The sequence below is a fragment of the Jejuia spongiicola genome (assembly GCF_023502325.1).
GTDB classification, from domain to species: domain Bacteria; phylum Bacteroidota; class Bacteroidia; order Flavobacteriales; family Flavobacteriaceae; genus Wocania_A; species Wocania_A spongiicola.
This window is the reverse complement of record NZ_JAMFLZ010000001.1, coordinates 545,774-558,241: the sequence shown is the minus strand read 5'-3', so window position 1 is coordinate 558,241 and position 12,468 is coordinate 545,774. Positions and strand designations below refer to the sequence as shown.

The 12,468-nt window shown below is 33.1% G+C and carries 11 protein-coding genes; 5 read left to right on the top strand and 6 right to left on the bottom strand.

What is annotated here, in order from left to right; all coding sequences use genetic code 11:
* The first annotated feature begins 31 nt into the window (after positions 1-31).
* A complete protein-coding gene (locus M3P09_RS02625; protein ID WP_249972099.1) occupies positions 32-691 on the top strand; it encodes a tRNA1(Val) (adenine(37)-N6)-methyltransferase in 660 nt (219 codons plus the stop codon).
* A gap of 14 nt (positions 692-705) precedes the next feature.
* Here M3P09_RS02625 and M3P09_RS02620 read toward each other — a convergent pair whose 3' ends face one another.
* Genes M3P09_RS02620 through M3P09_RS02605 form a run of 4 tightly spaced genes read right to left on the bottom strand, consistent with a single transcriptional unit; the run spans position 706 to position 7,208 of the window.
* Positions 706-2,082, bottom strand: coding sequence for a c-type cytochrome domain-containing protein (locus M3P09_RS02620; protein WP_249971910.1), 1,377 nt, complete (start codon positions 2,080-2,082; stop codon positions 706-708).
* A 27-nt stretch (positions 2,083-2,109) separates the two neighbouring features.
* The gene (locus M3P09_RS02615) at positions 2,110-3,021 is read right to left on the bottom strand and encodes a twin-arginine translocation signal domain-containing protein (RefSeq protein ID WP_249971909.1); all 912 of its coding nucleotides are present in this window, start codon (positions 3,019-3,021) and stop codon (positions 2,110-2,112) included.
* 16 nt (positions 3,022-3,037) lie between these two features.
* Entirely contained in the window at positions 3,038-4,504 is a 1,467-nt protein-coding gene (locus M3P09_RS02610; RefSeq protein ID WP_249971908.1) for a DUF1501 domain-containing protein, read from the bottom strand.
* A gap of 10 nt (positions 4,505-4,514) precedes the next feature.
* On the bottom strand, positions 4,515-7,208 hold the full coding sequence (locus M3P09_RS02605) for a DUF1553 domain-containing protein (RefSeq protein WP_249971907.1): 2,694 nt from the start codon (positions 7,206-7,208) through the stop codon (positions 4,515-4,517).
* A gap of 403 nt (positions 7,209-7,611) precedes the next feature.
* Here M3P09_RS02605 and M3P09_RS02600 point away from each other — a divergent pair, with 403 nt between their 5' ends.
* The 4 genes from M3P09_RS02600 (at position 7,612) to M3P09_RS02585 (ending at position 11,777) form a co-directional block, all read left to right on the top strand.
* Positions 7,612-8,790 (top strand): acyl-CoA dehydrogenase family protein, encoded by a 1,179-nt coding sequence (locus M3P09_RS02600; protein WP_099564766.1) that lies wholly within the window; start codon positions 7,612-7,614, stop codon positions 8,788-8,790.
* Positions 8,791-8,884: 94 nt separating this feature from the next.
* Positions 8,885-9,610, top strand: coding sequence for an SGNH/GDSL hydrolase family protein (locus M3P09_RS02595; RefSeq protein ID WP_249971906.1), 726 nt, complete (start codon positions 8,885-8,887; stop codon positions 9,608-9,610).
* 45 nt (positions 9,611-9,655) lie between these two features.
* The gene (locus M3P09_RS02590) at positions 9,656-10,555 is read left to right on the top strand and encodes a metallophosphoesterase family protein (RefSeq protein ID WP_099564767.1); all 900 of its coding nucleotides are present in this window, start codon (positions 9,656-9,658) and stop codon (positions 10,553-10,555) included.
* A gap of 22 nt (positions 10,556-10,577) precedes the next feature.
* Positions 10,578-11,777 (top strand): glycoside hydrolase family 18 protein, encoded by a 1,200-nt coding sequence (locus tag M3P09_RS02585; protein WP_249971905.1) that lies wholly within the window; start codon positions 10,578-10,580, stop codon positions 11,775-11,777.
* Here M3P09_RS02585 and M3P09_RS02580 read toward each other — a convergent pair.
* Positions 11,774-12,106 (bottom strand): 2Fe-2S iron-sulfur cluster-binding family protein, encoded by a 333-nt coding sequence (locus M3P09_RS02580; RefSeq protein ID WP_249971904.1) that lies wholly within the window; start codon positions 12,104-12,106, stop codon positions 11,774-11,776. The two genes, M3P09_RS02585 and M3P09_RS02580, sit on opposite strands and share 4 nt — an antisense overlap.
* 119 nt (positions 12,107-12,225) lie before the next feature.
* On the bottom strand, positions 12,226-12,468 hold the full coding sequence (locus M3P09_RS02575; protein WP_099564770.1) for a NifU family protein: 243 nt from the start codon (positions 12,466-12,468) through the stop codon (positions 12,226-12,228).

The following is a 12,468-nucleotide window of genomic DNA, read 5'->3' as shown; positions in this document are numbered from 1 at the left end:
AGAGTTTAAAGTACATCAAGACCAATGTGCCATGAAAATTGGAACAGATAGTGTTTTACTTGGAGCATGGGCTTCATTAGAAAGCAATCCTTTTTCTATACTAGATATTGGTGCTGGAACAGGTATTATTGCGCTTATGTTAGCGCAACGCAGTTATGCAGAACTAATAGATGCTGTTGAAATTGATGATAGTGCATACGAACAATGTGTTGATAATTTTGAACAATCTCCATGGGGAGATAGATTATTTTGTTATCATGCCTCGCTTGAAGAATTTGCAGATGAAATAGAAGATAAATACGATCTTATTATTTCTAATCCGCCTTTTTACTCTGAGGATTATAAAACTGAAAACAATCAACGTGATATAGCGCGTTTTCAAGATGCAATGCCATTTAATCACTTAATTGAAAGCGTCTCAAAATTACTTTCTGAAAACGGAATATTCTCTATCATTATTCCTTTTAAAGAAGAAGCTTCATTTATTAAATTAGCTTCAGGATTTGATTTATTCGCAAATAGAATATTACAAGTTAAAGGACATCCAACCTCAGAAATTAAGCGAAGCCTAATAGAATTTTCTTTTCGCGAAAGCGATATAAAAACTGATGTGTTGATTATAGAAACAGGAAGACATCAATACACCCAAGACTATATAAACCTTACTAAAGATTTCTACTTAAAAATGTAATATAAAATAAGTCATTACTCACCAGTAATAATATTTATTTGAGGCAAAGAGTCTTTAATTTTTAATATTCCTTCTTCAGAAATATTTGTTTTCCAAAGGTATAATTTTTTCAATTTTGAAAGCTTTTGAAGGCTTTCAACACTAACATCACTAATTGGGTTTCCGTAAACATTTAAATATTCTAAATGTGTTAATTGCGTTAATTGTTTTACGCCTTTATCTGTAATTTCAGAATTATTGACCCTAAGTTCTGTAAGGTTTTCTAATTGCCCTATTGTAGAAATAAAGTTTTCATGCATGGGTAATCTAGAAAAATCTGCCCAAATAATGTTTTCTTTTGCGCTTAACAAAATATCCATTTTATCTTGATTTAATGGGGTTTTATTATATGCTGAATATTTAACTTCAAGTAAAGTACTTTTATTTACAATCGGTTTAATTTTAAATCCCTCTGCTTTAATTGAATCCAAAATATTTTCATCTACTTCAGGCAAATTTAAGCTTCCTATAAATGTTCTTTTTAAACCAATACCTACCTCTTGCAAATACCCCTTAATTCTGTCAGTAAGATTAAGTTCTACAATTTTTTTATCAAAAGCTAGTCCTTCATTAATCCACCATTTAATCAATAATGTTTCTTCGTTAGTAAGAGGCGTTCTGCCTTCGGTAGGCATAAACTCTTTATGATTTGGATCTAAAGTAATACGTCTATATAATTCGCTTTTAGATGCATTTCCAGCAATTACTACCTTACCATTCTCTCCGCCTTTTAATATACTTTCTGAATCGACCAACAACAAACCTCCTTTAGCCTTATCATTATTATGACATACATTACATTTCTTTTCAAAAATAACATGGATTACATCTTCATAAACTAAAGCAGAATCTAAAATTGTTATTCTTTCTCTAACTGGTTTTATTCCTGCCATCGCTCTAATTGAAGCTGGCGCATGCTCAAATAGATAGTTTGAACCATGTGTTAAATTCCCCCCGTAATGTCCTGCAATTGATAATAAAATTACAACCAAAGCCATCATTACTGGGTATGTCTTTTTAGCCCAAAGTATAGTCTCTTTCTTTTTACTTAGAAAAAATAAAAGAAATGCCACTATAGTTGTAGATATTCCAGTCCACTTATGAAGATTTAAGGTATCTATATTATAACCTCCATCTGATGCTAACATAAGACCTAAAACAACGGCAATAACTCCAAATAATGCTCCTATTAAAAGAGCATATGATATTGCTAATTTTAAGTCTATCTTTTTTTTCCAGGCAAGGCATTCAAAAATTACAGCTAAAATTATAAACCCAATGGGTAAATGTACTACTAGGGCATGGAACCTACCAAAAAACTGCCCCCAGTTGGCTTCTAGGAATATTATCATATGCGGTTTTCTATCATAAAGAATTAATTATAAATATCTTTTTCTCCATTCATGCATCATATGTACATTAATAGCCCACTGATTTGCCAACGGCTGTCTAGTATATGGCATGGTCCACATATAATTAGCTGGACCAAACTCGGTTGTCATCGTAAGTACTTCTCCATTTTCTTTCTTCTGATTCACAACAGCATCCCACCATGTATAATGTGCTTCAACAGCATTTTTCCATTCTGGAGCTCTTGGCTCACTAACTTGAGCACCCTCTTCATGACCAATTCGAGAATGTATGTGTGATGTATGCTCTAGGGCTTTTGCTACAGTTTCTTTTTGATCGTCCAACAAGCTTTCAGCTACAGCACACCAATGTGAAATATCTAAGGTTAACTTCAACTCTGAAAACGCATCTATAAAACGACTGCAAACATGAGGCGCAAATAATATACGTCCCCTATGAGTTTCTTGATATATTGGTACACCAGAGGTTTTTGATTGTTGAATAGCAAAATCTATAAGTAGTTTATTTTCTTCAAATGAAAAAAAATCTTTTCCAGCATGGCAGTTTATAAAATCTGGTTTTCTAGATAATGCTTTAAGCAAATTTTCACCGTAACTTTTTTTATGCTCTGTAAAATTTTTACCACTACTTCCTGCCAAAGCACCATAACTTAAATTATACTTATCTAAAGCTTCATATAATATTTCTTCATCAGCTATATTATTAGGAAACCAATCTTCAATTCCGTCATAACCTTCTGCTTTAACTTGTTTACAAAAGGCATCCATAGTCCCTTTAAAACCCCACCGTGTAGCATAAATTTTAAGAGCAAAACCCTTTTTTGGTGTCACCTTCTCTAGTGGCGCACCCATGCTGGATAAAAGTAATCCTGCGCTAGCTGCTCCTGCTGTTGTTAAAAATTGACGTCTGGTTTGGTTCATGTGTCTATATTTTAATTTACACCAATAAATCTTTAATTACTCTACCGTGTACATCGGTAAGTCTAAAGTCTCTGCCTTGAAAATTATACGTGAATTTTTCATGATTTATTCCCAACTGATTTAATATTGTGGCCTGTAAATCATGAATATGTACTTTATCCTTAATACCATAATATCCTATTTCATCAGTTTCTCCATAAGATATTCCGCCTTTTATACCTCCTCCGGCCATCCAAATGGTATAAGCTTCGGTATGATGGTCTCTCCCGTAATATGGCATTATAATGCCTCCTCTATTTTCGCGCATAGGCGTACGCCCAAACTCGCCTCCCCAAACAATCAATGTATCATCTAAAAGCCCTCTTTGTTTTAAATCTTTAACTAAAGCCGTCATCGATTGGTCTACCTCTTCACATTTTGTTTTTAATCCTTCATTTAAAGAACCCGCTTTACTATCTCCGTGCATATCCCACCCCCAATGATATAGTTGTACAAATCGTACGCCTTGTTCAACCAATCGACGCGCCAACAAACAATTGTTAGCAAAAGAAGCCTCACCTTGTTTTGCGCCATACATATCTCTAATGTAGTCAGGTTCTTTAGAAACATCCATAACATCTGGAACTGAGATTTGCATTTTAAAAGCCATTTCATATTGAGAAATACGTGATAAGGTTTCATCATCGTTAAATTCCTTATGTTGGCTTTCGTTAATTTCTTTTATAGCCTTTAATGATTTTTTACGAATATCCCTACTCATACCATTAGGGTTAGATACATATAAAATTGGATCACCTGAATTACGACATTGCACGCCTTGATATTCTGACGGAAGAAATCCGCTTCCCCATGCGTTTTTTCCAGCACTAGGGTTTTTTCCTCCTGAAACTAAAACCATATATCCTGGTAAGTTTTCATTTTCTGACCCTAATCCATAAGTTACCCAGGCTCCCATACTTGGTCTTCCTGATCGAGCACTTCCTGTTTGTAATAACAATTGAGCTGGTGCATGATTAAATTCATCTGTATGCATTGATTTCACAATAGCAACCTCATCTACAATACTACTAAAATGAGGTAAAGCATCTGAAATATACGTTCCTGACTGACCATATTGCTTAAAATCAAATTGAGGACCTAACATTTTGGGGGTACCTTGTATAAATGCAAATCGTTTTCCTTCTAATAACGATTGTGGACAGTCTAAATCATGCAATTTCTTTAAGGCTGGTTTGTAATCAAATAGTTCTAATTGAGATGGCGCTCCAGCCATATGTAAATAAATAACTCGCTTTGCTTTAGGCAAAAAATGTGGCAGAGTACCAGGATCTAAACTATTACTTACATTCCCGCCAAATACATTTTGGGGGCCTATTAATGATGATAATGCAATACCGCCTAAACCTGTAGTACATTGTTTAAGAAAATGTCTTCTTGTTGTAAATTCTAATTTTCTTTTCTGTGCTTCGTTATACAAATCCATTTGAACCAGTTTAGTTTTTTACAAGAAATTCATCCATATTCATTAAAGTATTTACCATAACTGTAAGTGACGCTAATTCTAAATCATCTGATTTTATTAGCTGAAAGGCCTCTTCTTGATGCTTTAAGTAGTAAGCTTCTGTTTCACTGAGCAAATCATACAGTATATCAGACTTTTCGGTACTAATGCTTTTACCCATTACTTTTCTGTAAGCTAAATCTACTTTTTCTTTTTTTCCTCCTTCAGTTTCATCAACTTGTTTTGCCAAATTTATAGCAGCCTCAAAATACACAGGATCATTTAAAGTTATTAATGCCTGAAGTGGTGTATTCGTATTAATTCTTCGTGACAAACAAGTTTCTCTTTCCGATGCATCAAAACTTATAAACGAAGGATAGGGGCTAGACCTTCTTAAATAGGTATAGAGCCCTCTGCGGTAAGCATCTTCGCCTTCACTAGTTTTCCATTGATCATTATTATAAACCACTGTCCAAACACCATCAGGTTGATGTGGCATCACACTAGGGCCATACATTTTGTCGCTTAACAAGCCAGATACTACTAAAGCTTGGTCTCTTATTTGTTCAGCAGACAAACGAACTCTTGGGCTTCTTGCCAACCATTGATTATGAGCATCTTTACTTTTTGCCTCTTTTGAAACTACAGAGCTTTGCTTATACGTATCTGACATTACTATCGTTTTCAATAGTTTTTTGATACTCCAATCCCAATTTTTTGAAAAACTAAGCGCCAACCAATCTAGTAATTCTGGATGTGTTGGCCTATCTCCTAAGGTTCCAAAGTCTTCTGAAGTCATTACAATTCCTTTTCCAAATATTTTTGCCCAAAACCTATTTGTAATAACTCTTCCTGTTAAATAATTATCTTCGCTTACTAACCATTTTGCAAAATCTAATCTGTTCTTAAATTGTTCTTCTTTTGAATTAAATAACTTAGGAATTGATGCTGTTACCGTATCCGTTTCTACCAACCAATTACCTCTATCAAAAACCCTAGTTATACGACTAAAGTCCTTTGGCTTTTCTACCATTACTGGTGTGGTATATTTTGGGCGTATATTTAATAGTTCATCTATCTTGCTATAGATATTATCATATTCTTCATTTTTTTCAGAAGGTAATTTTTCGCCAATTAAAAATCCATCAATAAAACACTTATAATCTTTCGAATTACTTTTAAATTGAATATATAAATCTGCAAATTTAGATTCTGTTTTGATTTTTATAGGCACATTATTAAACCCATGTGTTTTATACAATTCTAATTCACCTATTATTGCTCCATCGATACTATCCGTTTTTACTAATAGTTTTCCTTTTAATTTTCCTCCTTGGCTATAGTTTAAATATATTCTGTCTACATTACTTAACGAAACGCCTTTTAACTTAATATAGGCATCATTACTAACCATCATATAATCTTGATTAGACCTATTATAATGGGTGGTTTTTTGAGTTTCGCTAAAATCTTCTGGCCTTATTTTAGGTTCTTGGATATGAATAAATTGCTCCCATTTATTAGTTTCAGTTTCAGAAGAAACATTAGAAATCCATTTTTTAACACCCTCTAATTCTATTTGATTAATACTATCAAATTCTCTGTATATTGGATGTTCGGTTGGCACATCCCAATCAGAAGTATTATTAAAAAAAGCAAAAGAAGTATAATATTCTTTATGCTTAATAGGATCGTAAGGATGACTATGACATTGTACACAACTCATTGTAGTAGACTGCCATATTTCCCAAGTGGTATTTACACGATCTATAACAGCTGATATTCGATACTCTTCATTATCTGTACCTCCTTCTCCATTATTTAGTGTATTTCTATGAAATGCTGTTGCAATTAATTGTTCTTTTGTAGGGTTGGGAAGTAAATCTCCTGCTAATTGCTCTATAGTAAATTGATTAAATGGCATATCTTCATTTAAAGCCTTAATCACCCAATCTCTATACTTCCAAATTTCCCTTCCTCTATCTGCTTCATATCCTTTAGAATCGGCATATCTAGCTAAGTCTAGCCACATGCTGGCCCAATGCTCACCAAACTTAGGAGATTCCAAAAGTGAATCAATTAGCTGCTCATATTTTTTTTCAGATGTATCTTTTATAAACTCACCTATTTGCTTAGTTGTAGGTGGCAATCCAATTAAATCAAGATATACACGTCTTACCAAATCATAAGGATCAGCCTCTGCATTTGGTGAAAGATTATGTTCTTCCATTTTTTTATGTGTAAAAACATCAATCTCATTATAACCCCAATCTGATTCTGAATTCGATATCTCTGGGCTTTTAGGTTCTAAATACGCCCAGTGTTCTTCCCATTCAGCACCCTGCTCTATCCATTTAGTTAACGTTTTTATTTCATCATCGCTTAAAGGTTCTCTTTCAAGAGGCATTCTCATTTCCGGGTTTTTATGGGTAATTCTGGAAATCATTTCACTTTTCTTTGGCTGACCAGGGAAAATTCCGATTTTACCATTCGCCGTTTCTCCTAATGCATTTTCTCTAAAAACTAATCCAAACCCACCAGATTGCTTTACCCCTCCATGACAGCTAATGCAATTTTTGTTGAGGATAGGTCGAACTTGAGTATTAAAATCTATCCTTCCTTCTTTGCATGATGTAAAAACAAAAAATATTAAAAAATAAAATCTTATGTATTTGCAATTATGCATATTTATCATGTTAAAAGGACATTGAATTTCTAACTATAAAACACTCATTGAAGAATAGCTGTTATTAATTATACGCAATTTTTACAATCTCTCCCCTATTCAAGTTTTGAAATTTTTATATAAACTCAAACTGAAACAAATCATAATTTACTAATAATCAGTCAATACCAAATATAATTACACAAATCGATATTATTGTTTGATTTTAATCAATGAAAAAAATTAAACAATGATAATGGACTCATAATATTTCATCAAACCAAAGAATATTTCTATCTCTTAAATAATGATTTATATCTTAAATTTTCTCAACTGATTTAATTAAATTTGACCAATTATTACTTTTTTAATAAAAAAAGAGTCAATAATTTCTCAAAAACACAATTTTAAAAATATCAACTGAATGAAACCTGATTTATTCGAAGCTCCTGATTATTATAATTTAGATGAATTACTAACAGATGAGCATAAATTAGTTCGCGATGCTGCCAGAGAATGGGTAAAACGTGACGTATCGCCTATAATTGAAGAATATGCGCAAAAAGCAGAATTTCCAACTCAAATTGTAAACGGATTAGCTGAAATTGGCGCTTTTGGTCCTTACATTCCTGAGGAATATGGAGGCGCTGGATTAGACCAAATTTCTTATGGCTTAATCATGCAAGAAATTGAACGAGGAGATTCTGGAGTACGAAGTACAGCATCAGTACAATCGTCTCTAGTTATGTATCCTATTTGGAAATATGGTAACGAAGAACAACGTCAAAAATATTTACCAAAACTGGCTAGTGGAGAATGGATTGGATGTTTTGGATTAACAGAACCTGATCATGGCAGTAACCCAAGTGGTATGGTTACCAACTACAAAGATATGGGTGACCATTACCTTTTAAACGGAGCTAAAATGTGGATTAGCAATGCGCCTTTTGCACAAGTTGCTGTAGTTTGGGCTAAAAATGAAGAAGGTAGAATTCATGGTCTTATTGTTGAACGTGGAATGGAAGGATTTTCGACACCTGAAACTCATAACAAATGGTCGCTTCGTGCAAGTGCTACGGGTGAATTAATTTTTGATAATGTTAAAGTGCCTAAAGAAAATTTATTACCTAATAAATCTGGATTAGGAGCTCCACTTGGTTGTTTAGATTCTGCACGTTATGGTATAGCATGGGGAGCTATTGGTGCTGCCATGGATTGTTATGACACCGCACTTCGCTATAGTAAAGAACGTATACAGTTTGGAAAACCAATTGGACAGTTCCAGCTACAACAAAAGAAACTGGCAGAAATGATTACCGAAATTACCAAAGCGCAGCTTTTAACTTGGAGGCTTGGTGTTTTACGTAATGATGGTAAAGCAACATCTGCCCAAATATCTATGGCCAAGCGTAACAATGTAGATATGGCTATAAACATTGCTCGTGAAGCAAGACAAATGCTAGGAGGTATGGGCATTACTGGAGAATACTCTATTATGCGCCATTCTATGAATTTAGAAAGCGTAATTACTTATGAAGGAACTCATGATATTCATTTATTAATTACCGGTTTAGATGTTACTGGATTAAATGCTTTTAAGTAAAGCCTTTCGCAATAACATAAAACAAAAAATGCTCCTTGATTATAGGAGCATTTTTTGTTTTATAAAATCCGTATATTTATGTAAAAAGTTGAAAATGAAAAAGATTGTTTATTTAATAGTAATTTGTACTACAATAAATTTAAGCTGCACTGTTGAAAAATCTGTTTTTAATCAAGAAGAAATTCAACCAAACCAATCAGTATTTGAAAATCAAGACACATATAAAATATTAGCTTTGGGTGATAGCTACACCATTGGAGAAAGTGTTTGCCAATCTTGCCGTTTTCCTGAGCAATTAAAAGATAATTTAAAACAAGAGTTTGAGTCTAGCAAGGAATTCAAATTAAAAATTATAGCCAGAACAGGATGGACAACCTCAAACTTACTCACCGCGATAGATACCGAAAAGCCTTCAAAAGATTACGATTTGGTGACCTTGCTTATTGGTGTTAACAATCAATATCAAGGTAAACCTTTTAATGTTTACAAAAAGGAATTCATTCAACTTACAAATAAAGCCATCGAATGTGTAAAAGGAAATAAAAAAGACATTATAATCATTTCTATTCCAGACTATGCATATACACCATTTGGTAATGGGAATCAAAATGTTTCAAAAGACATTGATAGATATAATGATTTTGCTAAAAACTATTGTGGCACAAATAACCTAACTTATGTAAACATTACAGATATAACTAGAAAAGGCTTGCAGGATAGCAACCTAGTAGCTTCAGATGGTCTTCACCCTTCAAAACTTGCTTACTCAAAATTTGTTGAACGATTATTACCAATTGCCTTAGACAAACTTAAAAATTAATACAGCGTTTATATTTGAAACGCTTTTTTGTTTACATTTACTCCTATGTTTTCAGCTAAAAAAAGATTGGATTACGCTTATAAAAACGCGAATGTCATTGATTTTGATGATGATAGTAAATTTATTCTTTTTAGTGATTGTCACCGTGGAGACAATAGCTTTGCTGACGATTTTGCCAATAATAGAAATATTTACTTTCATGCCTTAAAGCATTATTATGCTGAAGGTTTTCAATATTGCGAGATTGGTGATGGTGATGAGCTATGGGAAAATCTATCATTTACCTCCATATTAAACGCTCACAAAAACGTGTATATGCTTATGAAATTGTTTCATAAGGCTGATAAGTTACATATGATATGGGGAAATCATGATATGGTTTATAGAAATCCTGATTATGTAAAAAAACATTTATCAACTTATTTTGATGCAAAAACGGGAGAAGATGTTGAGCTATTTAAAGATATAAAGTACCACGAAGCTATAGTTTTAAAGCATTGCTTAACTGGTCAAGAATTATTTTTAACCCATGGGCATCAAGCCGATTGGTGGAACTATCTGTTTTGGAAATGGAGTCGTTTCATGGTTCGCGTTCTTTGGAAACCTTTGAATGTAATGGGGATTGCAGATCCAACAAGTCCTGCGAAAAACTACAAAGAACTTATTAAAGTTGAGCGTAGAATAAAAAAATGGATTTCAGAAAACAATAATTTGTTAACTATTGTTGGGCATACGCATAGACCACGTTTTCCTGAACCTGGAGATATTGCTTTCTTTAACGATGGTAGCTGTGTACACCCTCGCAGTATAACTGGTATTGAAATTGAAAAAGGCGAAATATCACTTATTAAATGGCAAATAGCCACTAAAGAAGATGGAACACTACAAATAGTAAGAAGTCTCCTTGAAGGTCCTATAAAATTAATAGACTATAAAACAGAATAAATCAACTAATAAAAAATTCGAAATGGCATATTTAAAAAATTATTGTTTTCTGATTATCATTTTTACTATTACCATAAATAGTTTTAGTTGCAAAAAATCTACCAGCCAAAAAGAGAATAATATTGCTGTTATGGCTTATTATGTACCTGAGAAAGATTATAAACCAGAAACGCTTCCATTAAACCAATTAACGCATATTATATATTCATTTACTAAGGTTATAGATAATGAAATGAAATTTAATAATGCAGAGCATGATAAGAAACTTAAACAATTGGTAGAGCAAAGAAAAAACCATCCAGATCTTAAGTTTATGATTGCTTGTGGCGGTTGGGGTTCTAAAGGGTTTTCAGATATGTCTTTCTCTCCCGAAAACAGAAAGAAATTTGTAAAAAGTGTGGTTAAATTTATTAAAGAATATGAATTAGATGGCTTGGACATAGATTGGGAATACCCTTGTATTCCAGCTGCTAATACTAAAGCAAGACCAGAAGATAAGCAGAATTTTACCTTTTTAATGAAAGAACTCCGACAAGCTTTAAACACTTTAGATAGAAAACAAACACTAACCTTTGCATCTGCTGGCTGGAAGCCTTATTATAAAAATATAGAAACTACAGAGGTGATGAAGTATGTAGATTATATGAATATTATGACTTATGATCAGATAAGTGGGAATTCACCATTTACTGGACATCATACGCCTTTAGGATGGATTAAAAATGAACATTTAAAAGATTCGCTGGTTTCTGATTTTTATGAAGAAATGACAAAAAGGAGCGCCGGCTATGGTGTTGAATATGAGCCAGGTTCTGCTGAAATGATTGTTGATTACTGCATCGCCCAAGGTGTAAATCCTAAGCAAATTGTAATTGGCGCAGCTTTTTATGGTAAAGCTTGGAAAGGAGTATCTTCAGCTAATGATGGATTATATCAAGCTAATAAAGGAGCACATGCAACGGATTCTTATAGAGATATTAGAAAAAAATACGAAAGCAATAATAATTATAAAAGGTATTGGGATTCTATAGCAAAAGCTCCATATTTATTTAGTGCAACTGACAGTATTTTTATAACTTATGATGACACTGTGTCTGTTAAACTTAAAACTGAATATACTATTAAGAATAGATTAGGCGGTATAATGTTTTGGCAACTTGGGCATGACGTCAAAGAAAAAAACAGCCTTTTAAATGCTATTTATAATGCGAGTGAAAATTAACTTTCAGGTGCTAATTCAACCTCTAATCCTTCCATATTTGGGGTCATTTGTATTTGGCAACCTAAACGACTATTATCTTTTACATCAAAAGCTTCAGATAACATTGCTTCTTCATCATCGCTCATTTCTGGTAATTCGTGATTTGAATTCACATAGCATTGGCACGAAGCACACATGGCCATTCCTCCACAAATACCAATAGTTCCTTCTGGTGCAAGCGCATAAGATCTTACAACTTCCATAAGATTCATTGCCATATCTGTAGGCGCAACTACATCGTGTATTACACCATCTCTATCGGTTATTTTTATATTTATGTCTTGTTCCATGATTCAATTTATACTTACGTTAATAAACGTATATCACAATTTATGCCGCAAAAATAAGCTTTCTGAATTATTTAGAAATAAGTTTCTCTATTATTTTAGTAGGAATTAAAAAAGAAAGGTTACGCATCAATATTAATGACTTGTTCTATTTGAGGTGCATATTTTTTTATCGTCATCTCAACACCAGATTTAAGTGTCATTTGATTTACACTACAACCCACACACGCGCCCTGAAGCTGCACTTTAACAAGGTTGTCGTTTTCAATAGCTAGTAGCGAAATATCACCGCCATCACTTTGTAAAAACGGACGAATTTCTTCTAATGCTTTTTCCACATTTAATTTAAGTTCTTCTGATGTCAT

Bases quoted from the DNA above. Each gene is read 5' to 3' on its own strand.
- M3P09_RS02600 (WP_099564766.1), top strand. From the start codon at position 7,612: ATGAAACCTGATTTATTCGAAGCTCCTGATTATTATAATTTAGATGAA.
- M3P09_RS02595 (WP_249971906.1), top strand. From the start codon at position 8,885: ATGAAAAAGATTGTTTATTTAATAGTAATTTGTACTACAATAAATTTA.
- M3P09_RS02590 (WP_099564767.1), top strand. From the start codon at position 9,656: ATGTTTTCAGCTAAAAAAAGATTGGATTACGCTTATAAAAACGCGAAT.
- M3P09_RS02585 (WP_249971905.1), top strand. From the start codon at position 10,578: ATGGCATATTTAAAAAATTATTGTTTTCTGATTATCATTTTTACTATT.
- M3P09_RS02625 (WP_249972099.1), top strand. From the start codon at position 32: ATGAAAATTGGAACAGATAGTGTTTTACTTGGAGCATGGGCTTCATTA.
- M3P09_RS02610 (WP_249971908.1), bottom strand. From the start codon at position 4,504: ATGGATTTGTATAACGAAGCACAGAAAAGAAAATTAGAATTTACAACA.
- M3P09_RS02575 (WP_099564770.1), bottom strand. From the start codon at position 12,468: ATGACATCAGAAGAACTTAAATTAAATGTGGAAAAAGCATTAGAAGAA.
- M3P09_RS02615 (WP_249971909.1), bottom strand. From the start codon at position 3,021: ATGAACCAAACCAGACGTCAATTTTTAACAACAGCAGGAGCAGCTAGC.
- M3P09_RS02605 (WP_249971907.1), bottom strand. From the start codon at position 7,208: ATGCATAATTGCAAATACATAAGATTTTATTTTTTAATATTTTTTGTT.
- M3P09_RS02620 (WP_249971910.1), bottom strand. From the start codon at position 2,082: ATGATAATATTCCTAGAAGCCAACTGGGGGCAGTTTTTTGGTAGGTTC.
- M3P09_RS02580 (WP_249971904.1), bottom strand. From the start codon at position 12,106: ATGGAACAAGACATAAATATAAAAATAACCGATAGAGATGGTGTAATA.